The organism is Agromyces humi, from assembly GCF_009720255.1.
GTDB classification, from domain to species: domain Bacteria; phylum Actinomycetota; class Actinomycetes; order Actinomycetales; family Microbacteriaceae; genus Agromyces; species Agromyces humi.
Genome location: NZ_WJSP02000018.1, coordinates 1 through 26,133 on the forward strand (window position 1 = coordinate 1; position 26,133 = coordinate 26,133).

The window sequence follows — 26,133 nt, forward strand, 5'->3', positions numbered from 1 at the left end:
CCCGCGGTCGTGTCCGCTCGCGTTCGGCGCGGCCCCGGCCAGGCCGGGTTCGCGCACACCGCCCTCCTGGGCGTCGGCACGCCGCACGACGCGGCCGACGAGCAGTGCCACGATGATGGCGACGGCGATCCAGGCCGCGATGACGGCGACAACGGTGATGGCGATGGGATCCATCCTGGCTCCTCCTCGAGTCCAAGAGATTACCCAGCGGCCCCACGCTCGGCCGGTGGTGAGGCTCATGGTACTCGAATCAGGCCCCGGCGCGAGGGTGAGTGTCCACAGGGCCCGACCGGAGTGCGAAGTCGTCAGTACGCCCCGTCGCTGGCGACGACCGCCCGGAGGGTCTTCCAGAGGATGATCAGGTCGCCCGTCGTCGTCCAGTTCTCGACGTAGAACAGGTCGAGACGCACGGTCTCGTCCCAGTCGAGGTTGGAGCGACCGCTGACCTGCCACAGGCCGGTGATGCCCGGCTTGACGAGGAACCGCCGGTGCACGTGCTCCGCGTACTGCTCCACCTCGCGGGGCAGCGGAGGCCTCGGGCCGACGATCGACATGCTGCCGAAGAACACGTTGAACAGTTGCGGCAGCTCGTCCAGGCTGTAGCGGCGGAGGATCTTCCCGATCGGAGTCACCCGCGGATCGTCCCGCATCTTGAACATGATCGAGTTGCCGGCCTCGCCCTCGTCGCGCGCCAGCTCGGCGAGACGATCCTCGGCATCCTCGTACATCGAGCGGAACTTCAGCATCTCGAACTCCTCACCGCGGAGTCCGATGCGCTTCTGGCGGAAGATGACCGTGCCGGGCGTGCTCAAGCGGATGAACATGGCGATGCCGATCAGCACCGGCGACAGGAGGGCGATCAGCAGTCCGGAGCCGACGAAGTCGAACACGCGCTTGGCGTGGAGCTTGCCGCCGTCGTACCGCGGGGTCTCGACGTGGATCAGGGGGAGTCCGGCGACCGGCCGGGTGTGCAGGCGGGGGCCGCCGATGTCGGTGAGGCTCGGCGCCACGATGAGGTGCTGCCGGCCCGGCTCGAGCGACCAGCTCAGTTCGCGCACCCGTTCGCGCGACAGCTCGTTCGAGCTCGTGATCACGACCGTGTCGGCGTCGACGGCCTCGAGGGCCTCGTTCAGCCGATCGAGCGAGCCGGACACGGGGATGTCCGTGCCGGGGATCACGCCGGCGATGAGGCCGTTCGACGTGCACGCACCCACGACGCGGAGGCCGGCCTGCGGCGATCGCGCGAGGTCCCGTGCCGTCGCGGCGATCGACTCCTGGGAGCCGACGAGCAGCACCCGGCTCGACATCTGACCGGCACGCCGGCGGCGCGCGAGCCACTGGCGCCAGGTCCATCGGCTCCCGAGCAGCCCGACCAGGCCGACCGGCAGTGCCAGCAGCAGGAAGCCGCGGAGGCCGTCGAACGCCAGCACGTAGACGAGGAACCCGAGCGCGCACACCATCAGGACCGTGATGTGCAGCACCCTGCGGTACTCGAGGGCGCCCGACCCGACGACGCGCGGCGAACGGCTGCCCACGATGGACAGCGCGAGCGACCACGTGACGATCACGAGCACGCCGAACACCACGGCGGCCGGGACGCCGACGAGCTCCGCGGTCGCGAGCTGCTTCGGTACCCCACCGAGCAGCAGTGCGCCGAACACGCACACGGTGATGACAAGAAGATCGGTGGAGACGAGCATCCGGCCGTAGCGCTGTTCCCAGCTCGCCGACCGCGTCCCCCTCGAACTCCTCGCCATCTCGGTCTGAATGGCTTGAGTCAAGAGTTTCTCCCCCTCGATTGCTCATCAATGTAGAGAGGCGGGCCGTGGCAGTACTAGATCGCGTAGCCGGAATTTACATACTCGTCACGTGGGCTCCATCCGACCGGGTGAAGATGGAGGGGCACCCCGACGGGTGCCTTGGAGCAGTGTGGCTTCCTCCGCGCACAGGCTGACCGGGACCAGGATCCCGGGCCCGACCGGTAAGGAACCGATGACCCGATCCACGCGCTTCGCAGACGCCTCGGCACCGCCCGGGGCGAGGACTTCCGCCCACTGGCGGCGATCGTCGCGCGCCGTGGCGGGCCTCGTCGCGCTGGCGATCACATCGATGTTCGTCGGCTGCGCGAGCGCGGCGGGCGAAGAACGGGCTCCGACACCCGCCCGCAGCGCCGACATCGACATCGTCGAGGCGCTGCCGTACTGGAGCGACGGCGACTCGACGCTCATGGCCGACGCGTGCCTGCCCGCGTCCGATGCGCCCGTCCCCGCAGTGATCCTGCTGCACGGCGGCGGCTTCACCGAAGGCGACCGCATCGGCGGGGGCATGCGCGCGCTCTGCGAGCTCATGGCGCGCAGCGGCCTGGCCGGCATCTCGATCGACTACCGACTCGCGCCCGACCACGTGTTCCCCGCTCAGCTCGACGACGTGTCCCACGCGGTGGAATGGCTGCGCGACCCCGAGCAGGTCCAGCGCTTCGGCATCGACCCCGCGAAGATCGGCCTGCTCGGCAGCTCGGCCGGCGCCATCCTCGCGCAGACCTACGCGGCATCCGGAACCGGGCCGACCGACGAGGGCACCCGCGTGGGCGCGGTCGTGTCGCTGTCGGGAGTCTCCCTGCTGACCGAGGCGGCGCTCCAGCTCGGTGTGCCCAGCCCCGAAGCGGCCGGCATGGCGCTCGCCTACCTCGGATGCAGCGACCCGACCGCCGCGAACTGCCCCCAGGCGGCGTCGGCGTCGGCGCTGCTCAACGTCGATCCGTCCGATCCTCCGATGTTCCTCGTGAACGGGTCGGCCGAGCTCGTCCCGGTCGAGCAGGCCGAGGCCATGCGCGACACGCTCGAGGAGGCCGGGGTGCCCGTCGAGCTGACCATCGGAGCGGGCGCCAGCCATGGCGTCCAGCTGCTCACCAATGAAGTTCGTTCCCGCCTCGTCGAGTTCCTCGCCGAGCACCTGTAGAAAGGCGAACGCCATGTCCGTAACGTCCCAGAACCACGCGGGAACCACCACCCTCATCGAACCGTCCTCGCTCGTGCTGACGACCGCGTCGTCACCCGCCACGAGGGGCATCAACCCGAACGACGAGTTTCGATCGACCGAGCGGGATGGAGGCCGGGGAATGGAGTTCACCGAGGTCGTGCGCACGATCGGCAGGAACTGGATCCTCATCGTCGTCACGGTGATCGCCGCCTCGGTCGTCGGATGGCTGGTCGCGTCGACCAGCACACCGACCTATACCGCCGAGAGCAAGGTGATGCTGAGCGCGGTGACGGTCACGGCCGCCCCCCAGGAGCAGGTCCAGGGCAACAACCTCGTCATCCAGCAGATGGGCACCTACACCGCACTGGTGATGACCCCGCTCGTGCTCCAGCCCACGATCGACCAGCTGTCGCTCGACAGCACCCCCGTCGAGCTCGCCGAGGACATCAGCGCGACGCCCGTCGAGGGCACGTCCATCCTCACCATCACGGCCGAGGGCGACGACCCCGCGAGCGCAGCAGAGCTCGCCGATGCCCTTGCTGCGAACTTCGTCGCGGTCATCAGCGACCCGGCCGCCGGCGTCGGCGTGCCGGGAACGATCGCCGGGCGCGTCGTCCAGCAGGCCGAGGCTCCCGAGGAACCCTCGAGCCTGCCTCCGGTCGTCATCGTCGCCATCGCCTTCGCGGCGGGCCTCGTGCTCGCCCTCCTGCTCGTCGTGCTCCGCGAGGTCTCGAACACCCGCGTGCGCAACGGCCGCGACCTCGCGAAGGCGACCGGCGCGAACGTGCTCGGCACGATCCCGCGGGTGCGAGGCCGAGCACGTGCGTCCATCCGGACGGCGATGGAGCGCAAGGGGTTCGGTGAAGCCGTCCGGCTCGTGCGCCTCCAGCTCAAGCACCTGCTGGCGGGACCGCAGCCGGTGGTCGCCTTCACGTCGCCCGCCGGCCGGGAGGGCAAGACCACGGTCGCGGCGGGCGTCGCGCTCGCGCTCGCCGAGGACGGCACCCGCGTGACGCTGGTCGATGCCAACCTCCGAGCACCCCGCCTCGCTTCCGTCTTCGGCATTCCCGCGGAGGGCGGTCTCGATGCCGTGCTCACGGGCTCCGCGCCGCTCGGGGCCATCGAGCCGATCACCGTCGCGCCCGGGCTCGACGTGCTCCCGACCGGCAAGGTGGGCGCCGGCTCGAGCGAACTCCTGGGCTCGGCCCGGATGCACGACCTCGTCCGCTCCCTCTCGAAGCACTGCGACATCGTGATCCTCGACGCCGGATCGGCCGGGGAGGTGGCGGATGCGAGCGAGCTCGCTGCCGTCGCCACCGGGTTCGTCATGGTCGTGCGGGCCGGTAGGACCCGCGCGTCCCGACTCCGGATCGCGGAGGCGAACGTGCGCGGCGTGGACAGCACGCTGTTCGGCGTGGTGCTCGACGACGTCCCCACTTCGGGCCCCGACGCGCGGGCCTGAGCGAGCCGCGACCATGAGCCTGTTGGGGGAGCGAACATGAGCACGGAGGCATGGCCCTGGCTGACACCGGGCGTCCGCACGACGGCCTGGTCCGTCGCGGGCGTCGGTGCTGCAGTGGCGATCGCGGCGCTCGGCTGGATCGACCCGGTGATCCCGTTCGCCGCGGTCGCCGGGATCATCCTACTCGCCGTGGCGGTGTTCCTCCCGAAGCTGTTCGCGCTGCTGGCCATCGTGACCATCGTCTTGACGAGCCCGATCCAGTCGGCGCTCGGGGCAGCGGGAAGCTACGCGGATGAAGCCGTCGTGCTCCTCGCGTTCGCGAGCTTCAGCGTGCGCCGATTCGTGACCGACCGTCGACTCGTGTACCTGCCGGGCCTGCCGTGGTTCGGGCTGTTCATCGCCATGGGCGTGCTGGGCGGCATGGTCAACCGCGTCGCGTTCGGCACGATGAGCGAGGCGATGCTGCTCATCCTGAAGGGCCTGATCTTCGCCTTCGCGCTCGCCCAGCTCCGGTGGACCGTACGCGACCTCCGGCTCCTCGCCAGGATCGGAGCGGTCGCCGTCATCTTCTTCGCGTTGACCGGCGTGATCAACCTCGTCGCACCGGGGGTCTGGTCGTCGCTCATCTCGGGAGACGAACCGGTCACCGCGGTCATGGGCGTGCCGGCGCTCAGCGGTCCGTTCCAGCATCCCGCCGCCTTCAGCCGGTTCTGCGCCGTGCTGGCCATCGCGCTCATCGCCTACGGGCTGATCGTGCGGGCATCCCTCGGCAACGCGATCCTGCTTCTCGTCACGGGCGGGCTCGCGGTGCTCACGTTCCAGGTCAAGACGATCATCGGCCTCGGGGCGACGGCGGGGCTCCTCCTGCTGCGGTACGGGCGCCCGGTCATGTGGATCGCAATCCTCTGCGTGGTGCCGATCATCGGGGTCGTGATCGTGCCGCCGCTCTACGAGCTGATCGCCGGCGACTTCGAGATCTACGTCGTGCAGGATTCCGCGCGCTCCGCGCTGACCCTCGGTTCGCTCTCCGTCGCGGCCCACTACTTCCCGCTCGGTGCGGGCTTCGGCAGGTATGGGAGCTACACGGCCGGCGCCACGTACTCTCCCGAGTACGTCGAGCTCGGGTTCACGCGCATCTACGGGCTGGGTCGCGGCGATGCCGGGATGTTCCTGAACGACACGCAGTGGCCGGCCATCCTCGGCGAGAGCGGATGGCTCGGCGCCGCGTTCTTCGCAGCCGGGATCATCGCCATCCTCGTGTCGCTCTGCCGGCCCACGTCGCCTGACGAACCGACGCTGGTCAAGTGGCTGCGGGTCACGGGCATCGGCTGGCTTCTCGTGCTCCTGATCGAGTCCGTCGCGGCGCCCGTGTTCGTGTCGGCGCCCTCCTACCCGTTCGTGTTCGCCGCAGCCGGGATGATCGCCTCCTTCCGCGACAGCGCCCGCATCCCCGGGCTGCGCCTTCCGCGCACTGCCGCGACGCCCAGGCCGACGTCGGTCCGCAGTGCGGCGCTCGTCGAGTGAGCGACGCCGATCGTGACCGCCGCATCGCCGCCCCGACTGCACTACCTCGACGGACTCCGGGCATCGCTCATGGTGCTCGGCATCCCCTACCACTCGGCGCTCGCGTTCTCGGGGCTGCCGTGGCTCATCGGCACTGACGCCCCATCGCCGTTCCTCATCGCCTTCGCCGAGTTCCTCCACATCTGGCGGATGCCCACGTTCTTCATCGTCGCCGGCTTCTTCGCCCTGATGGTCATCCGCAGGCGAGGTCCCCGTCGCTGGTACGCCGGACGACTGCAGCGACTCGGGATCCCGCTCCTCTTCGGCGTCGTCGTGCTCAGCCCCATCCAATGGGCCATCATCGCGGCATCCCGGGGCGCCCGCGGTCGCTCGATCTGGGACTTCCTGGTCGAGCAGTGGTCGCATCCCGGCTCCTACTGGACGATGCACCTCTGGTTCCTGGTGGTGCTGCTCATCTACTCGGGAGTGCTGGCGCTGCTCTTCGCGCCGCCGATCCGCCGGCACGTCGCGCGAGCGACGGCCGCGATCACCAGCCGCATGGCGGGCTGGAGGTTCGGCCTCCTCGCCTACCTCGCCACGTCATCGGCGATCGTCGTGGTCGGCCTCGCCGTGTGGACGGTCGGCGGGATCGCGGGGCTGCTCTCGAACCTCGTCTCGCGCAACCTCGTCATCTACGCACCGTCCTTCCTCACCGGTCTCGTGCTGGCCTTCCGGCCGGCGTACCTGGAGCGGTTCATGCAGCTGCGGAGGACCCCGCTGCTCGTCGCCGGACTGGCCACGGCGGCCTACTTCATCGGCATGGCGCTGGCCGGGGCATCCGATGCAACGGTGGCGCTCGTGACCCAGGCGGTGCTCTGGCCCGTGGCGGGACTCGTCTGGGCCGCGCTCGCGTTCAAGGTGGCGACGCGGGTCTTCCGCGAGCGTTCGCGCGTCGTCGACTGGCTGGTCGACTCATCGCTGGTCGTCTACCTCGTGCACCAGCCGCTGGTACTGGGCTTCGCCCTGCTCTTCATCGGCGCGGGCGTCCCCTCGCTCGTCGGCTTCGTCCTGACCGTGATCCTGACGGCCGTGGTGGCAGGCGTCACCTACGAGCTGGTGAACTGCGTGCCGGTGCTCCGCTTCCTGACGACCGGATCCGCCGCGCCGGGGACCGGCCTGCTGAGCGGGATCCGGATGCGGCGACGGGCACCCGAGGCATCCACGAGCTGAGGCGGTCGACTGGCGACGGTCAGCAGCCGGGCGCGGTCAGCGCCTTGACGAACGCGCCGGTCTGGTAGAAGTACTGGTGCACCCAGCCGCCGAGCCCCGACGGCTGGTCGGCGACGGCTCGCATCGAGAGCTCGCCGTCGAAGCACCGGTCGATGATCAGGCGGGCTCGGGAGACGTGCGGCGTCATCGTGACGACGATGGCGCTGTCCCAGCCGTGCTCCTGCGACATCTCGGCGAGGAGCCGGGCCTCGCCCTGGGTGGTGGCCGGGTCGGGCGCTCGGCAGAGCACGTCGCCACCCGGGAGGTTGCACGCGCTGAAGCGGCCGCGCGACGGCGTGCCCTCGGCGAGGGCGTCGCCGGGAACCGAGATCAGCATCTCGTCGGCCGCGCCGGTCTCGATGAGCTCCCGCGCGAGAGCGATCCGGGCGGGCGTCGGCGGGCCGATCACGTAGACCACGTCGGCCTGGGCCGGCACCGCATCGACCGCCGGGAAGACGTACAGGGGAAGCCCGACCAGGACGAACGCGACGACGAGCACCCCGATGGTGACGGCCACCGCGCCGACCGCGCGGCCCAGTCGCCTCGGGGCGGTCCTCGGCGGGGCCGCCTCAGTGGCCTCAGCGGTCGAGGGCGTCACGCCAGAGCCGCTCGAGTCGGGGATAGAGCGCCGAGGCCGAGTAGTGCTCGGCGAACGTCCGCCTGGCGCGTTCCACCACGGTGCGCCGAGCCGGCTCGGACGTCATCACGGTGTGGAGCGCTGCGCGCAGGGACTCGGCGTCGCCTGCGGGAACGAGGATGCCGGAACCGTCGCCGAGCACCGCGGGGATGCCGCCGACGTCGGTCGCGATCACGCAGGCATCCCGCGCCATGGCCTCGAGGATGAACATCGGCATGGCCTCGTCACGCGACGGCAGCACAGCGACCGCCGCCGACTCGAGCCGGGCGAGGAGCTCGGCGTGGGGAAGCGAGCCGAGGACGCTGGCGTGCGGAAGATCGGCAGGCACGAGCTCGGGTTCAGCCACCGGGCCCGCGATCTCGAGATGCCAGGTGCCGTCGGGCTCGAGCGCTCGCCAGGCGTCGACGAGCACGTCGACGCCCTTCCGCGTGGAGACCTTGCCGCCGAACACCACCCGCGGCTGCTTCGTGGCAGCAGGTGCGGAGGCGACCGCGTTCGGCACGACGGCGATCCGGTCCTCGGGGATGAAACCGGCGACGGACGCGCGGGTCGCCTCGCTCAGGACGAACACCCGTGAGGCTGCGCGAAGCACTGGGCCGACCCGCTCGGGATGCGCGTTCGCGTACTCGACGAAGCTGCTTCCATGGAGATGGGCGATCGTCGCGAAGCCGCGGCGACTGGCGAGGCGGAGCAGGTGCCCTTCGCGGACGAACGAGCCCCCTTGCGACAGGTGCACCACGACCAGGTTCCGTTCCGGGTCTCGAAGCCTCCGCACCGCCAGGACCGCGCGCAGGAAGAGCAGGTACGCCCTGAGGCCGCGGCTTCCGTCCCGCGAGGGGATCACGCGGATGTCGAACGACTCGAAGTCCCAGGCAGCGTAGGCGTTGACGACCTGCGTCATGCCGCCGGCCACCTCCCCGTGCCGGCCGACGTGCCACGCCACGAGGTCGTGTCCGCGAATCGTCGCGGTGGGCTGCGCGGCCATCAGCGCACCCCAGCGGGGACCGGCGAGGCGCGGTGGCCGGTCAGGAGCTGGGCGAGTCGGCCGCGCACCGACTCCAGATCCGACTTCGCCGTGGTGAGCGCCGCCATCATCTCGGCTCGACGGGCGAGCACGTCGCCGAGCCGCTCCCCGATGGCCGCCGCGTCCATGCCGTCGGTGGCCACCGACACGCCATGGATGCCGGCCGCCTGGAAGTGCCGGTCGATCTTGTCCGACCGGTCCACGAGGAGCGCGATGGGGACCGCGCCCTCGGTGTACGCGGCGATGAGCACGTGCATGCGGTCGCTGATCGCGAGCGCGGTCCTGCGGTAGGTCTCGCGGAGCGCGAGCTCCTGGCCCTCGTGATCCGTGCCGTCCCAGTCCTGCAGCTCCGCACCGAGTCGATCGGCGAGCCAGAGCGATCGTGGGCTGTCGGGGAGCACCTGGGTTGCGACGACGATGCGCAGGCCGTTCGCGTCGGCGAACGAGCGTATGCCACTGATCCACTCCGCCGTGGGCAGGGGCCGGTCGACGCGCATCGAGACCACGATCGTGTCCCGCTCGCCGGAGTGGTCGAAGTCCTCGGGGCCTTCGGCGAAGGCGAGGTCGGGCATGAGCTCGCCGCGGCGGAGGTACTCCACCGTCTTCACGTCCCGCCAGGCCGTCAGCTGGGAGAGCATGACCGACGGGGTGATCAGGAGCCTCGGCAGCGGCGCGAAGTTGCGGGAGCCGGCTCCGATCCTCGCCACGCGCCCGCCGCGCGCCCGCATCAGGCCGGCCATGGGCAGCATGCTGAGGTGTTCCTTCATGCCGATGAGGGTGAGCTGGATCTCGCCGGGCTTGAACACGTACGAGCCGTCGCCCCGTGCGGCCGATCGCAGGCCGGCGCGATACCACGTGCCGAACGAGCGGTACACGACGTCGTCGTCTCCCACGCCCAGAGCGGTCGCATACCCGTCGGGCGAGGGACCCACGTAGACATGGAGCCGGCCCAGCGGTCGAAGCCACTCGATGAGCTGCCGACGCAGGATGATGTCGCCGATGTTCTCGTACTGCCCCACTCCCGGAACGAAGATCTGCGCCTGGCTCATGGTCGTTCTCCACTCGTGCGGCTCGCGTCGGAGCGTTCTGCGGTCACGGTCCGGTCACGGACGCTGGTCCATCGTCGGGCCGCCGACTCGATGACCCCGCGGTCGAGGTCGTCGACCTCGGCGCCCCTGCCGATGTCGAGGTCGTTCAGCATGCCGGCGATCTGCTGCTGGTGGTCGTCGACGTGCTCACCACGGCGCTTGCGTCGCACCACCGCGAGCGGGTAGATCCCGAGGTCGATGAGCCCGAGGATCGTTCCCACTCCCGCGTGGGTGATCACGACATCCGCGTCCCGCGCGTAGGCCTCGAACTCCGCCGCGTCGACGAAGGACCGCACCGTGCCCGGGAGGTCGCGACGGGGCGGCGTGCTCCCCAACTGCCACACCGTGTCCTCGTTCGCGATGTCGAGGTCGAGGATGCGGTCGACGAGCGCATCGAACGCGAAGCCCTTGATGGTGCCGAGGGTGATGAAGACCTTCAGCGGGCGCCCCGCATCGACCGGGCGCGACCCGCTCACATAGTCGTTCAGGACGCTCGGATGCACCTTCCAGCGCCCGTTCGACCAGTTCGCGTGCTGGGTCCGCATCTCCGCGAGCCGCGACATCGCAAGGACGCGTCCCGAGAGGGACGGTCCGTCGACTCGCGAGACGCTCTCGATGTACATCGCCGGCATGCCGGCCATGCGAGCGGCCGGGAGGGCGGCGAGCGCGAGGGCGGAACCCGTGCTCACCGCCGCGTCGAAGCGCTCGCCCTTCAGCTCGGCGGAGATGCGTCGCCATGCCGCATAGAGCGCGACGTAGTCGCGAGGTCCGACGTACGGGACGTGGAGCACGTTCCGGCCCGCGAGCAACGACTTCTCCTGCAGCGAGTCGAAGGTGACCCAGAGCGACTCGTCCGACGCGCCGAGGCCCGGCGCCAATCGCACCAGCTGCGCGAGGTGGCCGCCCGTCGACGCCGCGAGCAGCAGTCGTCGCTCCGTGGTCGGGGCCAGTTCGAGTGTCCTAGGCATCTGTCCCCCCTTCCCGGCGGCCCGCCGACGCTCGAACGGTCAGGATGCCGCGACTCACGTCGGGTCGCTCGCCGCCTTGCGGACGTCGCCCGATGGGTGGGAGGAGCGAGCCGATGCCCGAGGCAACGACGGCGGAACGAGCAGCCACCGGGCCCGTTGGGTGAGGCGCGCCAGCAGCAGCGACATGAGGACGGTGAACGCGACGACCGCGAACTGCACCAGGACGTTGACCGGCCGCGGCCAGTCGGGGTACAGCAGCCCGATCAGGCCCGTGACCGGCACGATGATGTACAGGTGGAACAGGTAGATCTGCAGGCTCTGCTTGCCGAGCGGGCTGACGAACCGCAGTGGCCGCAATCGAACGAGGTACTTCGACGCGAAGATCCCGACCGCGATCGCCGATACCTGGCCGGCCAGCACCACCAGCGGAACGAACCGGAGGTGCATGACGACGAGTGCCCCGCAGGAGATGACGAACGCGAGGACGGCCGCCAGCAGCGCCACCGAACCCGCCCGGTCGATCAGCGCGTTGACCTGCTTCGCGTACACCGTCCCGGCCACGAAGAACACGGCGAGCGCCAGGATCCGATTCCACCCGATGTTCTGCGCCGAGAGCAGTCCGCTCGTCACCAGCGTCGACACGATGGCGAGCCCGCCCACCTGGAGCCAGCGGGGAACGCGTCGCAGGAGCCATGCCAGCAGCGTGAACAGGAACAGCGCGTACATGAACCAGTAGCTGCTGCTCGGCCAGACGAGGATGAGAGCGAGGCTCAGCGGATTCGTCGCCGAGAGCTCCCCGAGCTCCCCGTTGATGCCGGGCACCACCAGGTAGAACACCGCGCGGATGACCGACCAGAGGATGTAGATGTAGAGGATCGGCCACAATCGCCGACGCCAGGTCTGGCCGAACGTCCAGGTCGAGGTCCGGAAGTTCATCAGGCCGGCGATGAGGAAGAACACCGGCATCGCATACAGCTCGCCGACGGCCTTCAGGACGCCCACCGTGCCGCCCACGCCGACATGCGAGAGGTAGAGGGCCGAGTGGTAGTACACGACCATCAGGATCGCGACGCCCTTGGCGAAGTCCACCCAGGCCTTCCGGCCGATGTTCCCGCGTTCGTAGATGGGTTGGGGAGTCTTTGAGCTCATCGTCTCGTCCAATCACGGGGAGACGGCCGCCCCGACTGCACAGGCCGGGTGCCTGGCCACTCCATCGGGTCTGCCGAGTCCCCATCGAAGTCGCCCCCATGGTCCGGCAGTGATTGCAGTTCTCACGGTAGTGACGCGGTCTTACCGGCGTGAGTCGGCCGTGTAAACACTGGCTGCACGCGAGGTGCGTCGACGGGAATCGGGCCACGGTCATGCACCTCCGCGGCGGATGCCGACCCGGAAGGCCGGCACGCTCACCCGGGCGGCCGTGAGGAGGGCGAACCGCTTGAAGTCCCGCTTGCGCACCGTCGACCACAGCACGGGTGCCGTGAGCGACCTCCGGATCTCGCGGACGAGCCGGCCGGACTCGTCGGCCGCATACGCCGGTGACGTGGCGTCCTTCATGCGGGAGAGCACGTCGAATCGGGCGGTGTAGTAGAGGAAGTCGGGGCTCTCGAGGAGCGCAGGGTCCAGCCCGGCCGCCGTGGCGCGCACCACCGACGAGACTGTCGCCAGCGACTCCGCGCGACGGCTGCCCGATCGGATGATCGAACCCTGCCTCAGCTTGTACGTGTAGACCTCCGCCTCGGTGAGCGAGACGCGACCGGCGTGCGCGATCGCCTGCGCGACCATCGCCTGGTCCGAGTGCTGGCGTGAACGGGTGAAGTCGATCGTGTCGAGCAGGTCCCGGCGGAACAGCTTGTTCCAGAGGTGCCCGGTGATGTCGCCGCGCAGGAACTCGAGGAACGCCGACCTGCCATCGAGCTCCTTCGGAGCGCCCAGGGCACCGACCGCCTTGCGGGTCCCGTCGACGAGCAGGTACTCCGCTCTCGCGCAGACGAGGTCGGCCCGGTGCCGGCGGGCGTCCGCGACGAGGGACGCCAGCGCGTCGGCCGGCCATTCGTCGTCGGCATCGACGAACCAGACGAACTCGCCGCGGCCCTCGCGCACCCCGCGCTCGCGTGCGGCGGCGACGCCCTCGTTCCGGGCCTGGAGCAGGTACCGGACGCGGGGATTCGACGCCGCCCACTCACGACCGATCCGCCCCGTGGCATCCGTCGACGCATCGTCGATGACGACGACCTCGAACGAGGGGTGGGTCTGCTCGACGAGCCGGTGCAGCGCGGTCTCGAGGTAGGCCTCGACGTTGAACGCCGGCACGATGATCGTCGCGTCCACCGCCGCTTCCCGCGGACTCGAGTCGTTCATTCGATCCTCCGGATGAGTCGGGCTGGGACACCGCCGTAGACGGAGTCGGCCTCGCAGTCCTTGCTGACGACGGCGCCGGCGGCGATCACCGCACCGCGACCGATCGTCACGCCGCCGAGCACGGTGACGCCGGCGCCGATCCAGCTGCCGTCGCCGACGACGATCGGAGCCGAGACGTTCGACCCCGCGCGTGCGTTCGACGGGCCGATCTCGTGGCTCGTGGGCAGGAGCTGGACGCTCGGGCCGATCGACACGCCGTCGCCGATGGTGATGGGTGCGCCCGACCCGATCAGGACGTTGGCGTTGAGGAACACGCGCTCGCCGACCACGAGGTGGTCCACGCCGCCGAGGAACTTGATGTACGGGTAGACCCGGACGGAACGCGCCATGCGCACGCCGAGCGCCGACAGGATGCGACGACGTGAGCGGGGTCCCCACAGGGCCATGCCGCCGATGGAACTGGCGAGGGCACCACGTGCCGTGCCTGCCACGTCACCTCACCTCCTCGACGACCGCCTGCGCGGCGCGAAGTCCGTCGACGTTCCGGACGGCGAGTTCCTTCACCCGGGGGAGCGCGTCGGAGATCGAACTCCTCGCCGGTGAGTCCGCGTCGATCGTCGCGTCGATCGCCGCCACCACGTCCGCGCCGAAGCCCGCATGCGGCACGACGCAGAGCTCGGGTGCGCCGACGAGGGCCATCAGGCCCTCCACCTTTCCCTGCGTTGCGAGCGTGATCGCGGGCGTGCCCGCCCACAGGGTCATGATGGCGAGGTGCATGCGGCCCGTGATGGTGATGGAGGCGACGGACGTCAGGCCCCGGATCTGCGCCGGGGTGAGCAGGCGTCGGACGAAGGTCAGGTCCTCGTCGCCCACCCGCGAGTACACGGACTCGCAGGCGACGATGTCGTCGCCCTTGGGCCTCGACACGTGCGGAAGGAGCACCACGTGGTGCCCAGTCGAGCGGAGGTGGTCGATGATCAGCTCGAACTCGTCGTCCTGGCTGAAGGTCCGCGAGATCAGCCCGCTCACGTTCACCAGGGCGATCGGCTTGGTGACGCCGGACACGAGCGAGGCCGACGACGGGTCGACGGTGCTCGCGGCGAACACGATGTCCGCCGACTCGCGGATGTGCCGCACGCCGTCGGCGGCCGCACGGCGCGCCGAGACCGGGTCGCGCAGCAGCGGGACGACCCCGTTCGAGCTCGCAGACACCAGCGCCCGTCGAGCGGCGACGCGAGCGCTGCCGTTCCAGCTGAACCCGACGATGCGGGTGTCGACGCCGAGCGCGGCGACTGCCGTGGCGACGTTGGATCGGTTCACGGAGGCACGGAGGCTGTACCGGCCGTCCATGATGTCCGCCCCGATGACGGAGAGGCTGGCGGCTCCCGCGACCGTTCGGGCGAATCGCTCGAGCTCCTGTCGGCGCGCAGCGCCTCGACCGTACACGAGCTCGGGGAGCACGAGCACGACGACGCGCTCGGCCAGGGACGAGGGGACCTCGATGCTGTCGGGCGAGCTCGTCACGGCGACCACCTGGCCCGACGTGGACTCGACGAACGCCTCGAACAGCGCCTGGTCGCCGATGTTGCCGCCGCCGGGTGCGGTGACGACCACGTGGGGGCCTGCCGGGTCGCCGCCGCGGCGTCCCGCCCACCGTGCGACGTTCCTCCGGTCGGCGCGTGCACCGAGGCCGGTGGCGAGAACCGCCTCATCGAACGTTCGCCGGATCTTGCGGACAACGCGACGGATCATGATTCTCCTCCTTGTGTGGCGGCATCTGGGCCCGCGCCTCGCGAAGGCGCGAAGTACCGGCGGGCGCCGGCCAGTGCGATGAGGTCCCGGCGGAAGGTCGGCCAGACGAGCGCGAGCAGTGAGAGCGCGACGACCAGTGCCGCCAGTCCGACCGCCAGGCGGATGACGTAGGCGTCCTCGGGCAACGCGACGGTCGATGCGAACGACGCGCCCGCGGCGATGCCGAAGACGACGAGTGATCGCAGCCCATTGCGGAACAGCTGGCCGGCCGGGGCATCCGACACCCGGGCGATCCAGATCAACGCCACCGGCCACGACAGCGCCAGCGACACGGTGTAGGCGATCGCCACGCCGTAGACGCCCCAGGCCGAGCCGATGACGATGAGCACGACCATCGCGGGTCGGGTCGCGAGCGCGTACAGGAAGTTGGAGCGGGCGAGGCCCTTCGCGAGGAACACCCAGTAGGCCGCGTAGTTGGCGGCCTGGAAGAACCCGGCGACGAGGAGGATCTGGAAGATGGGCGTCGCGTCCACCCACTGGTCGCCCAGCGCGACGGCGATGACCGACCCGGCCTGGGCGCCGAGGTAGGCGAAGGCCACCCCGATGATCGTGAGCATCGCCACCTGGCCGAAGCTGATGAACGCCGCGAACCGCTCCCGCTGGTCCTGCAGGCGGGACAGCACCGGGAGCGCGACACGGGTGGACGGCGCGTTGATCTGCAGCAGGGGCAGCATCATGAGCTGGAACGCCCGGTTGTACAGGCCGAGGTCGACCGGCCCGAACCGCGCGCCGATCACGACGCTGTCGGCGTTCCGGGCGGCGTATCCGAGCAGCTGCGAGCCGAAGAGGCTCGCCCCGAAGCCGATGAACGAACGAATCGACTCCCCACGATGGATCCAGCCGGGGATCCAGCGGGCGAAGGCGACGAGCAGCACGACGGTGAGCCCCGCCTGCACGACCTGCTGCGCGACGAGGGCCCAGTATCCGAAGCCGAGCACGGCCAGGACGATGCCGCTGGCGACGCCCGCCGCCTGTCCGCCGATCTCGGCGAGCGACAGGCGGAAGAACGAGAGGTTGCGATTGAGGTCGGCCCGGTACTGCGTCGAGATGCCGTTGAGCAGGAACGTCACCGAGAGCACCGCGGTGATGCTCTGCAGGCGAGGGTCGTCGTAGAGTCCCGCGATCAGCCCGGATGTCGCGAGGACGGTCAGCGACAGCACCAACCCGATCGCGGTGTTCGTCCAGAAGAGGTTGTCGCGCTGGTGCCGGGAGAGCGTCTTCGCCTGCACCGCCGCCGCGGAGAGCCCGAAGTCGCGGAAGATCTCCGCCACGCCGACGATCGCGGTGACCATGGCGACGAGACCGTAGTCGGCCGGGGTCAGCAGACGAGCGAGGATCACGATCCCGCACAACTGGATCAGCACGCGGACCAGCTGTCCGCTGAGTGTCACGGCGGCGCCGCGGGAGGCGGATGCGCCCAGGCTCGGCGACATGCCGACCCGTCTCAGCGTGCCCGCGCGCCGCGACGCGACTCGCGCGCCCGCACGTAGGCACGATGGTGGAGCTCGCCGACGTGCTTCCAGTCGCGATCGCTCAGGGCGGGTTCCGCCGCGTGCGATCGTGATGCCACGTCCCGCAGCGCACGAGCGAGGATGTCGGGCGTGAGCTCTCCCTCGTACTGGATGATCCACTCCTCGCCGATCTCGTTGCGGAGCGCCGCATTGGTCGGCGACGCCGGCACCAGCACCGGCCGGCCGAGGGACAGCGCGACGAGGACCACGCCCGAGTTGTGCATCTTCTCGCGGTAGGGCAGCACGACGAGGGCGGACGACGTGATCTCGTCGACGAGTTCCTCGTCGCTCACGAACCGGAGGAGGGCGGTGATGCGCTCATCGCCGGCCATCGCGGCCTCGACGATCTCGGCCTGACCCGGGTGGGGGTCGCCCACGATCCGGAGCTGGAGCGTCGGATCCTCGAGCTCGCCGAACGCGTGCATGAGGAGGTCGACGCCCTTGTACGGCCGGATGATGCCGAAGTAGAGGACTCGGCCCGGCACCGCGTCGCGCCGGGCGTACGCGGCGAACTGGTCCCTGTAGTGGCCGTGCAGGATGGTGACCGCATCCATCCCCGCGGGCAGCTCGGTGGTGGGATTCAGGCGGATGGCGAGCGTGATCGCGCGGCGCAGCCGACGCAGCGACCGCGCCTCCGCCGGGGAACCCTGCTCGTGCGGGTCCACGTTGTGCGCCGTCCAGACGATGGGCGTCCTCGTCAGCTTGGCGCGCAGGATGAGCGCATCGAGCATCCGGCGCTTGACCAGGCGGCGGACGGGTTTCCGATCCCTGATGAGCAGCTCCGGCCAGTGCACGTGGAACACGTCGTACGAGCCGGTCAGTGCGGTGCGCCACGAGAAGAACCGGATGGACACGTGGTCGCTCGCGCCGTCGACCATCTGGTCGACGTACTTGGTCGTCCCATCGGGGGCCCTCAGGCTGTGCAGCACGACGAGATCGGGCCCGCCGGTCGACGGGGCGGGTGCGAGGCCGGGTCCGTCGAGGGTGTGGGTGAGATCGGGAGAGGTCATGCGCGGCAGCTCCAGGTTCGAGGTTTCCGGACGGGAACCACGCTGATCCTCTGCCGTCACGATATAACGGCGGGTCACGCTGGAGGCGGGGAGTTGCGCAGATCGACACCCACATGTAACCGCCCGGAAACGCGGGGGCGGCGGGTGGAACATGCGGGGGTGAACGCGAGAATCCCCCCTCCGATGGAGGGGGGATTCGTCGGGATCTGCGATGAGAGTTGGTCGGGGTGACAGGATTTGAACCTGCGACCTCGTCGTCCCGAACGACGCGCGCTACCAAGCTGCGCCACACCCCGGTCGGCCCTCGCGGGCCTCCACAAGGATAGCGGATAAAACCGGGACGACCGACCACGGTCGGCCGCGGCATCCGCTCGGCTCTTTCAGGCGACGGGAACCAGCCGCAGCACCGTCGCCTCGGGCGCGCAGGCGAATCGAACCGGTGCGTAGATCGAGGTGCCGAGCCCCGCGGAGACGTTCAGGAAGGCCGAGCGCAGGCCGTGGCGCCAGGTGCTGAGGCCCTTCGCCTGGTGCCTGGGGATGTCGCAGTTCGTGACGAGCGCCCCGAAGCCGGGCACGCAGACCTGCCCCCCGTGCGTGTGGCCGGCGAGGATCAGCTGTGCGCCGTGGTTCACGAACGAGTTGAGCACCCGCTGGTAGGGCGCGTGCGTCACGCCCACCGTCACCGTCGAGCGGCGCGCAGCGACGGATGCCACGTCGGGCCAGGTCTCGTCGCCGAGCGGATCCTCGGCACGCAGGTCGTCGATCGCCGCGGTGATGAGGTCGAGGCGGTCCCACCCGCGGTGCGGGTCGTCGACGCCGAAGAACTCGAAGTGCGTCCCGCGCAGGTCCAGACTCGCCGCCGTGTTGTCGAGGTCCTGCCACCCGAGCTCCGCGAAGTAGGCGTGCAGCGCGTCGGTGTCGAGCCGCTTCGATCGCCGGGATCGACCCGACGGCCCCCCGAAGTACATGAAGGGGTTCTTCAACTGCGGGCCGAAGTAGTCGTTGGATCCGTTCACGAACACGCCCGGGATGCCGGCGAACGCGTCGAACGCGCGACGGATGCCCTCGAGACCCCGCTCGTGCCCGAGGTTGTCGCCCGTGTCGACGATGAGGTCGGGCTGCAGCGTGGCCAGCGACGCCACCCACGCCTGCTTTTCACGCTGCCACGGCGCCATGTGCAGGTCGGAGAGGTGCAGGACCGTGATGGGCTCCGCGCCCGCCGGCAGCACCGGCACCTCGACCTGACGCAGCGTCCATCGCGTGCGCTCGACGAGCGAACCCCAGGCGAACGCGGCAGCGCCCGCTGCGCCGACCGCGAGTGCGATCCGCGCAGCGAGCGGAGGCGTGGAGCGGGTCAACCCTGGCCCGGGGTTCCGCCGCCGTTGCCGCCGGTCCCGCCGTTGCCGCCCGTACCTCCGTCGCTGAACGTCACGGTGACCTCGTCACCGCGCTTGACCGGGCTGCTCGGCGCCGGGCTCTGGCTCGTGACCGTGCCGGTGGGGTTTCCACCGCCGCCCTTCATGCGGAGGCCGGCTGCATCCAGCGCGGCTTTCGCCTGGAGCGCGTTCATGCCGGTGAGGTCGGGCACGGTCGCGCCCTGACCGTTGCTCGTGAAGACGCGGATCGTGGATCCCTTGCCCGCCTGACCTGCTGGATCGGTACCCGAGACCTGCCCGGCGGGAAGGCTGGAGTCCTGCTGCCCGCCGTCCTCGAAGACGAATCCGGCAGCCTCGATCGCCTGCTTGGCGGCGTCGAGTGAAAGGCCGGCGACCTGCGGAACGTCGACGAGCACCTGCTTGAACGCGCTCGCATCGGGCTCAGCGAAGTCATCGCCGCCGTACTTGTTGTCGGCGAGCTCCATGATGGCGGGCCAGATGCGGTGACGCGCCGTCGCAGCAGCACCGCTGTCGAAGCTGATGTTGCGCAAGTTGGTGCGGTTGTCGCCGCCGGTGACGTTGCCCACCCAGACTGCAGTCGCCACCTTCGTGCTCGAGCCCACCATCCAGGTGTCGAACGCGTTGTCGGTGGTGCCGGTCTTGCCGATATGCGGCACTCCCGTGCCGGTGTTCGACGCGGTCGCGGTTCCACCGCCGGCGAAGGTCTGCTGCATCGCATACTCCATCGAGTGGGCGACCTCGGGCGTGACCGACTGCGAGCAGGTCGACGCGGGAGGTGGCACCTCTTCGCCGTTCGCCGTCACGATGCGATCGATTGCGACGGGCGTGCAGGTCGTGCCGTTGTTCGCGATGCCGGCGAAGGCAGCGGCCATGGTGACGGGGGCGACCTCCTGCGTTCCGAGCACGTCGGACGGGTACATCGTCAGCGGGCCGTTGTCGGCGCGGTGCATGCCGAACGCCTCCGCGGTCTTCTTGATGTCGCACAGGTCGAGCTGCTGGGCCATCGCCATGAAGCTCGAGTTCACCGACCACTTCGTCGCGTCGACCGCGTTGTTGGCGATGCGGCCGTCGTCGTTCCTCGGATTGAACGATCCTGAGAAGTTGCCCTCGCACGAGTTCGTGAAGCTGGTGAAAGCCCGACGGGCCCCATTGAACGTCTCTGTGAGCGAGTGACCGGCGTTCAGCCACTGGGCGAGCGTCCACACCTTGTAGGTCGAACCCGGCTGGAAGCCGCTCGACCCGCCATAGTCGAAGTCGGTGCTGTAATTGATGGAGGTGTACTCGGGGCTCGACGCCGCGACATCGGGATCCTCGGTGAACTTCTTGTTCTGCGCCATGGCGAGTACGCGGCCGGTGCCGGGCTGCACGGTCACGGCGACCGAACCCACGTCGAATCGAGGGTCGGTGAACGGCACGTTCTCGGCCATCGCTGTCTCGGCTCGGCCCTGCAGTTCGAGGTCGAGCGTGGTGAACACCTGCAGTCCGCCCTGCTGCAGCATCCGGGCGCCCTCGTTGTCCTCCGTCGCTGGGTCGTCGTAGTTGTTGAGGATGATGTTCTTGACGTAGTCGCAGAAGAACGCGCTGCCGCCTGCGGTCGCGCAGCCCGTACTGGGCTCCTGGATCACCGGGGCAACAGGCGCGGCTACCGCCGCGTCGTGCTCCTCTTGGGTGATCTTCTTCTCCTTCAGCATCTGGCCGAGGATGTAGTCACGTCGTTCCTTGTTCGCCGCGTACGGCACGGGCTGCCCATCGACCACGGTAGCGGCGCCGTTCGCCTCGCTCTCGGGGTAGTCGAGGCGGAACTTCTCGGGGTTGTTCACGATCGCGATGAGGCTGGCCGCCTCAGGAAGCGTGAGGTCCACCGCGTGCTTGCCCCCGTAGTAGTACTGCGCCGCCGACTCGATGCCGTAGACGCGACCGCCGAAGGCCGCGATGTTGAGGTAGCCCTTGAGGATATCGTCCTTGGGGAATTTCTTCTCGAGTGCGATCGCGTACCGCATCTCCTTGAGCTTGCGCTCGGGCGAGGTCTCGGTGGCCGCCTCGTACGCCGCCTCCTTCTCCTCTTCGGTCGATGCTTCGCGCACGCCGTTGTTGATGAGGACGTTCTTCACATACTGCTGCGTGATCGACGAGCCACCCTGCGTCGCGCCGCCGATGACGTACTCGTTGAGGGCAGCGCGGAAGGTGCCCTGGATGTCGATGCCGCCGTGCTCGTAGAAGCGCGGGTCCTCGCCGGCGACGGCGGCGTCCTTCACGTACTGGCTGATCTGGTCCCACGCCACCTCTTCACGGTTCTCGTCGAAGAAGGAGGCGAGGCGGTAGGGAGTCCCATCGGCCTGGACCGCGTAGATGTCGGTCTTCTCGGAGAGGTCGCCGATCTCGAGGTATCCCGGCAGGTTCTCGAACATGGAGATGCCGTTGTTCGCGGCCATGCCGGTCACCGCGAGCGCGGGAGTCACGGCTGCCGTCACGAGGATGCCGGCGAGAGCGCTCAGGCCGAGGAATCCGAGGACTCCGGCGCCGACGTCGCTCATCGTACGTTTTTGGGCAGACATATAGTGGAGCTTAACGGAGAAGGCTGGCAAAACCCGCTATGCGGGCGGCGCTGCGCTGTCGTGCGCCGACACGCCGCACTCCGTGAGATCGGTCGCCCGACCGACGACGCGACCGGGGCGCCGATCGACCGAATCGCAGTCGCAGACGAGAGACGAGGAACCCCGCATGCCGGCCTGGGAGTACATCACCACCCCGCTGCTCATCCACAACACCGCGGCGATCCTGAACAACTGGGGCTCCGAGGGCTGGGAGCTCGTGCAGGTCGTGCAGGGGCCCGAGGGCGGCCTCGTCGCGTACCTCAAGCGCCCGGTCGGCGGCGAGTCGTCGTCCGCGGCGTCCGCCGGCGCGGCCGCAGCAGCCCAGGCTGCCAAGCAGTTCGAGGGCGGGGCCTGATGGCCGCCGCCGAGGCGCGACTCGCCGAGCTCGGGATCGAGCTCCCCGAGGTGGCGCCGCCCGTGGCGGCATACGTGCCGGCCGTGGTCAGCGGCTCGTACGTCTATACCTCGGGCCAACTGCCCTTCGTCGGGGGCAGCCTGCCCGCCACCGGCAAGGTGGGTGACGGTGACGGCCTCGTGTCCGCCGACGACGCCAAGGCGTATGCCCGCACGTGCATCCTCAACGCACTCGCCGCCGTGCGCGCCGAGCTCGGGTCGCTCGATCGCGTCACCCGCGTCGTGAAGCTCGTCGGCTTCGTCGCCTCCGACCCGTCGTTCACGGGCCAGCCCGGCGTCGTGAACGGCGCGTCCGAGCTGCTCGGCGAGGTGTTCGGCGAGGCCGGCCGTCACGCCCGGTCCGCGGTCGGCGTCGCGTCGCTGCCCCTCGACGCGCCGGTCGAGGTCGAGTTGATCGTCGAGTTCGCCTAGCAGCGACCCAGGCGACGACGACGGATGCCGCGTCGGGAGCGATCCCGGCGCGGCATCCGTCGTCCTGCTACCTGACCTGCTCGGTGATCGCCGTCATGACCGACGTGTCGGCGAGCGTCGTGGTGTCGCCCACCTGCCGGCCCTCGGCGAGGTCGCGGAGGAGGCGCCGCATGATCTTGCCCGACCGCGTCTTCGGCAGCTCGTTGACGATGAAGACCTGCCTCGGCCGCGCGATGGCGCCGATCTGCGTGGCGACGTGCCGGCGCAGTTCCTCGGCGGCCTCGCTGACGTCGGTGACGTGCTCGACCTGGCTGGCCTTGAGGATGACGAACGCGACGACGGCCTGCCCGGTCGTCTCGTCGGCCGCGCCGACCACTGCGGCCTCGGCCGTCCACGGGTGCGCCACGAGCGAGGACTCGATCTCGGCGGTCGACAGGCGGTGGCCCGACACGTTCATGACGTCGTCGACCCGGCCGAGCAGCCAGATGTCGCCGTCCTCATCGCGGCGGGCGCCGTCGCCGGCGAAGTACTTGTCGCCGAACTTCTCCCAGTAGGTCTCCTTGAACCGCTCGGGATCGCCCCAGATCCCGCGCAGCATCGACGGCCACGGTTCGGTCACGACGAGCAGTCCGCCGCCCTCGCCCTCGACGGGCGTGCCGTCGTCGCTCAGGATGTCGATCGAGATGCCAGGGATCGCCACCTGGGCGCTACCGGGCTTGAGGTCGGTGATGCCCGGCAGGGCCGAGATCATGATCGCGCCGGTCTCGGTCTGCCACCAGGTGTCCACGACCGGGATCGATCCGCCCCCGATCACGTGCCGGTACCAGATCCACGCCTCGGGATTGATGGGCTCGCCCACCGACCCGAGCAGGCGCAGCGAGCGCAGGTTGAACTCGTGGGGGATCTGGCGCCCCAGCTTCATGAACGAGCGGATCGCCGTGGGCGCGGTGTAGAGGATCGAGACCTGGTACTTCTCGACGATCTCCCACCACCGGCCGGGGTGAGGCGTGTCGGGCGTGCCCTCGTAGAGCACCTGGGTGGCGCCGTTCGCGAGCGGGCCGTAGACGACGTACGAGTGGCCGGTGATCCAGCCGACGTCGGCCGTGCACCAGTACACGTCGGTCTCGGGGTGGAGGTCGAAGACGTTCCGGTGGGTGAACGCCGCCTGCGTGAGGTAGCCGCCCGACGTGTGCAGGATGCCCTTCGGCTTCCCGGTCGTGCCCGACGTGTAGAGGATGAACAGCGGATGCTCCGCGCCGAACGCGCGCGCCTCGTGCTCGTTCGAGGCCTCGGCCACCGTCTCGTGCCACCAGTGGTCGCGCGAGGCGTCCCATTCGACGTCGTTCTCGCCGCGGCGAACGACGAGCACATTGCGCACCGTGCCCCCCTCGGCCTTCGCGAGCGCCTCGTCGACGACGGGCTTGAGCGGGAACACCTTGCCCTTGCGGTAGCCGCCGTCGGCGGTGATGACGAGGGATGCCTCGGCGTCGTCGATGCGAGACGCGAGGCTGTCGGCGCTGAATCCGCCGAACACCACCGAGTGCACCGCCCCGATGCGTGCGACCGCGAGCATCGCGACGACGGCCTCGGGGATCATCGGCAGGTAGATGGCGACGCGGTCGCCCTCGCCGACGCCGAGCTCGGTGAGCACGTTCGCGGCGCGCTTCACCTCGTCGGTGAGCTGCGCGTAGGTGACGTCGCGGCTGTCGCCGGGCTCGCCCTCCCAGTGGAGGGCCACCCGGTCGCCATGGCCCGCGTCGACGTGCCGGTCGAGGCAGTTCACCGCGACGTTCAGCTCGCCGTCGTCGAACCACTTGGCGAAGGGCGGGTTGGACCAGTCGAGCGTGCGGGTGAAGGGCTTCTCCCACTGGAGGAGCTCGCGGGCCTGTCGCGCCCAGAACGCGAGGCGATCGCCCTCGGCCTCCTGGTAGAGACGGGCGTCGGCGACGGCTTGGGCGGCGAATTCGGGGCTCGGGCGGAAGCGCCTGATCTCCTCGAGTGCGTGGTCGATCTGAACGGTCATGGTTCTCCGGTCGCTCCTTCGCGATTGCGTGCATCGGTTGGGTCGCCTGTCCCACCCAGCACCATACCGCCCGGCTCCGACGGCGCTGTAACGGGTCGGTCACACCGGGTCGCATGCTCTTCCGAGCAGCCGTGAGAGCGGTTACTGTGCCTTTGCGCAGAGAAAACTGTACGTCCGCACAAATGAGGACAAAAAATGCTTGCGCATCGTTTCGGAAGCCCTACACTGAATACCGCCCGAACACTCGTTTCGTGGCCTGCAGCGCTCGTGATTCCCCCCAATCCTTGCGCTGCCGAGGCGGCACCTGTTCCCCCCAATGGGTGCCGCCCCCTTACGTTAACGGCGCTGTCCAACCAGCGCGAGACGGTTCGAGTTCTCCTCCACAAGGGTGTGGAGGAGGCTCGATCCTCACCACCGCCCGAGCGGATGCCTCGTGGCGCACGGGTCTTCGTACGCTCGGCGCATGTCCATCCCATTCGTCGCCACTCCATCGTGGGAACGACCCCAGGCGAAGCCGGCCGCGGCGCTGCAGCAGGCGCGTCCGTCTTCGACGGCGCCGTCACCTCGCGAACCCTTCGCGGCTGAACCCGACCGGCAGACCGCGGGCACCCTGACGACCAGTCCCGAGTCGGCCGGGGAGGAGTCCTCGACCGGCCCGGCCGGGAACGGCGAGCTCGGCGACCTCGGGCCCCTGGCGCCCTTCGCGGCATCCGGCCCCGTGACCGACCTCTTCGTGAACGGCGAACGCGGGCTCTGGGTCGACCGGGGTGCCGGTCCCGAGCACGAGCCGGCATGGTCCGCCGACGAGGCCGAGGTCCGCGCACTGGCCGTCCGGCTCATCGCGCGGGGTGGGCGGCACATCGACGAGGCCACGCCGGCCGTCGACGTGCGACTCGGCAGGGGCATCCGGGTGCACGCGGTGCTGCCGCCCGTCTCCTCCGGCGGCACGGCCATCTCCGTCCGGGTGCCTCGTGCTTCGGGCTTCCAGCTGGCCGCCCTGGTGCGCGCCGGCATGATGGATGCCTCGCAGGAGCGGGTGTTGCGCGACGCCATCGCCGCGCGGCGCAACCTGCTCGTGACCGGTGCGGGTGGCACGGGCAAGACCACGCTGCTCGCGGCACTCCTCGGCGAGGCGTCCCCGCGCGAGCGCATCGTCCTCATCGAGGATGTCGCCGAGCTCGCCATCGGCCACCCGCACGTCGTCGCGCTCGAGGCGCGCCAGGCGAACCTCGAGGGCGCCGGCCGTCTCGGCCTCGACGTCCTGCTGCGCGAGGCGCTTCGCATGCGCCCCGATCGACTGGTGGTGGGGGAGTGTCGCGGCGCCGAACTCCGCGAACTCCTCGCGGCACTCAACACCGGGCATGACGGCGGTGCGGGCACCCTGCACGCCAACTCCCTCGCGGACGTGCCGGCGCGCCTCGAGGCACTCGGCTCCACCGCGGGCCTCGCACCCGATGCGGTGGCGCGACAGACGGTGAGTGCCTTCGACCTCGTCCTGCACCTCGATCGCACGGGCGGCCGGCGACGGCTCGCCGAGATCGGCCGCTTCGGCGTGTACGAGTTGATCACCACGTTGGGAGCGATGATCGACAGCAGGCTCGGTTCGGCGAACAGCTGGAACGATCCGATGACCGAGAAGATGATCGTCAGCAGGATCGCCGGGCGGATCGCCG

At 69.8% G+C, this 26,133-nt stretch carries 21 protein-coding genes and 1 tRNA gene; 7 read left to right on the top strand and 15 right to left on the bottom strand.

The annotated features are described in order from the left end of the window. Positions 1–305: 305 nt before the first annotated feature. Positions 306–1,781, bottom strand: coding sequence for a sugar transferase (locus GH736_RS03590; RefSeq protein WP_235933820.1), 1,476 nt, complete (start codon positions 1,779–1,781; stop codon positions 306–308). A gap of 211 nt (positions 1,782–1,992) precedes the next feature. Here GH736_RS03590 and GH736_RS03595 point away from each other — a divergent pair, with 211 nt between their 5' ends. Genes GH736_RS03595 through GH736_RS03610 form a run of 4 tightly spaced genes read left to right on the top strand, consistent with a single transcriptional unit; the run spans position 1,993 to position 7,174 of the window. Beyond that, entirely contained in the window at positions 1,993–2,958 is a 966-nt protein-coding gene (locus tag GH736_RS03595) for an alpha/beta hydrolase (protein ID WP_159600359.1), read from the top strand. A 13-nt stretch (positions 2,959–2,971) separates the two neighbouring features. Further along, a complete protein-coding gene (locus GH736_RS03600) occupies positions 2,972–4,441 on the top strand; it encodes a polysaccharide biosynthesis tyrosine autokinase (RefSeq protein ID WP_159600361.1) in 1,470 nt (489 codons plus the stop codon). A 36-nt stretch (positions 4,442–4,477) separates the two neighbouring features. Beyond that, positions 4,478–5,965, top strand: a complete 1,488-nt coding sequence (locus GH736_RS03605) for a hypothetical protein (RefSeq protein ID WP_159600363.1) — start codon at positions 4,478–4,480, stop codon at positions 5,963–5,965. A 12-nt stretch (positions 5,966–5,977) separates the two neighbouring features. Then, on the top strand, positions 5,978–7,174 hold the full coding sequence (locus tag GH736_RS03610) for an acyltransferase family protein (protein WP_159600365.1): 1,197 nt from the start codon (positions 5,978–5,980) through the stop codon (positions 7,172–7,174). Between the two features lie 19 nt (positions 7,175–7,193). On the opposite strand, the gene GH736_RS03615 is transcribed toward GH736_RS03610, so the two are convergent. From GH736_RS03615 to GH736_RS03675, 13 genes are all read right to left on the bottom strand, one after another. After that, positions 7,194–7,730 (bottom strand): YdcF family protein, encoded by a 537-nt coding sequence (locus GH736_RS03615; RefSeq protein WP_159600367.1) that lies wholly within the window; start codon positions 7,728–7,730, stop codon positions 7,194–7,196. Between the two features lie 61 nt (positions 7,731–7,791). Beyond that, complete coding sequence (locus tag GH736_RS03620; RefSeq protein WP_159600369.1) at positions 7,792–8,835, bottom strand: glycosyltransferase family 4 protein; 1,044 nt, start codon at positions 8,833–8,835, stop codon at positions 7,792–7,794. Then, positions 8,835–9,923: a polysaccharide pyruvyl transferase family protein gene (locus tag GH736_RS03625; RefSeq protein WP_159600371.1), complete on the bottom strand. Its 1,089-nt coding sequence runs from the start codon at positions 9,921–9,923 to the stop codon at positions 8,835–8,837. Before GH736_RS03625 ends, GH736_RS03620 begins: the two co-directional genes overlap by 1 nt. Further along, the gene (locus GH736_RS03630; RefSeq protein ID WP_159600373.1) at positions 9,920–10,930 is read right to left on the bottom strand and encodes a glycosyltransferase; all 1,011 of its coding nucleotides are present in this window, start codon (positions 10,928–10,930) and stop codon (positions 9,920–9,922) included. Before GH736_RS03630 ends, GH736_RS03625 begins: the two co-directional genes overlap by 4 nt. 54 nt (positions 10,931–10,984) lie before the next feature. After that, positions 10,985–12,079: an acyltransferase family protein gene (locus GH736_RS03635; protein ID WP_159600375.1), complete on the bottom strand. Its 1,095-nt coding sequence runs from the start codon at positions 12,077–12,079 to the stop codon at positions 10,985–10,987. A 210-nt stretch (positions 12,080–12,289) separates the two neighbouring features. Continuing rightward, positions 12,290–13,288, bottom strand: coding sequence for a glycosyltransferase family 2 protein (locus GH736_RS03640; RefSeq protein ID WP_159600377.1), 999 nt, complete (start codon positions 13,286–13,288; stop codon positions 12,290–12,292). Next, on the bottom strand, positions 13,285–13,779 hold the full coding sequence (locus tag GH736_RS03645; protein WP_159600379.1) for an acyltransferase: 495 nt from the start codon (positions 13,777–13,779) through the stop codon (positions 13,285–13,287). The genes GH736_RS03640 and GH736_RS03645 overlap by 4 nt, the downstream gene beginning before the upstream one ends. Position 13,780: 1 nt before the next feature. Continuing rightward, entirely contained in the window at positions 13,781–15,040 is a 1,260-nt protein-coding gene (locus GH736_RS03650) for a polysaccharide pyruvyl transferase family protein (protein ID WP_159600381.1), read from the bottom strand. Beyond that, positions 15,037–16,533 (bottom strand): lipopolysaccharide biosynthesis protein, encoded by a 1,497-nt coding sequence (locus tag GH736_RS03655; RefSeq protein WP_159600383.1) that lies wholly within the window; start codon positions 16,531–16,533, stop codon positions 15,037–15,039. The genes GH736_RS03650 and GH736_RS03655 overlap by 4 nt, the downstream gene beginning before the upstream one ends. Before the next feature lie 11 nt (positions 16,534–16,544). Further along, positions 16,545–17,621 (bottom strand): glycosyltransferase, encoded by a 1,077-nt coding sequence (locus GH736_RS03660; protein ID WP_159600385.1) that lies wholly within the window; start codon positions 17,619–17,621, stop codon positions 16,545–16,547. A 219-nt stretch (positions 17,622–17,840) separates the two neighbouring features. Continuing rightward, positions 17,841–17,917: transfer RNA gene (locus GH736_RS03665), tRNA-Pro, on the bottom strand. Between the two features lie 84 nt (positions 17,918–18,001). Then, positions 18,002–18,979, bottom strand: coding sequence for a metallophosphoesterase (locus tag GH736_RS03670; protein ID WP_159600387.1), 978 nt, complete (start codon positions 18,977–18,979; stop codon positions 18,002–18,004). Beyond that, the gene (locus tag GH736_RS03675; protein WP_159600389.1) at positions 18,976–21,552 is read right to left on the bottom strand and encodes a transglycosylase domain-containing protein; all 2,577 of its coding nucleotides are present in this window, start codon (positions 21,550–21,552) and stop codon (positions 18,976–18,978) included. Before GH736_RS03675 ends, GH736_RS03670 begins: the two co-directional genes overlap by 4 nt. 187 nt (positions 21,553–21,739) lie before the next feature. Between GH736_RS03675 and GH736_RS03680 the strand changes: the two genes are divergently transcribed. Further along, complete coding sequence (locus tag GH736_RS03680) at positions 21,740–21,967, top strand: hypothetical protein (protein ID WP_159600391.1); 228 nt, start codon at positions 21,740–21,742, stop codon at positions 21,965–21,967. Next, positions 21,967–22,437, top strand: a complete 471-nt coding sequence (locus GH736_RS03685; protein ID WP_159600393.1) for a RidA family protein — start codon at positions 21,967–21,969, stop codon at positions 22,435–22,437. The genes GH736_RS03680 and GH736_RS03685 overlap by 1 nt, the downstream gene beginning before the upstream one ends. 67 nt (positions 22,438–22,504) lie before the next feature. Here GH736_RS03685 and acs read toward each other — a convergent pair whose 3' ends face one another. Then, on the bottom strand, positions 22,505–24,460 hold the full coding sequence (gene acs, locus GH736_RS03690) for an acetate--CoA ligase (RefSeq protein WP_159600395.1): 1,956 nt from the start codon (positions 24,458–24,460) through the stop codon (positions 22,505–22,507). A 463-nt stretch (positions 24,461–24,923) separates the two neighbouring features. On the opposite strand from acs, the gene GH736_RS03695 reads away from it, so the two are divergent. Further along, the coding region (locus GH736_RS03695) for a TadA family conjugal transfer-associated ATPase (RefSeq protein ID WP_159600397.1) at positions 24,924–26,133 on the top strand (1,210 nt) is incomplete at its 3' end.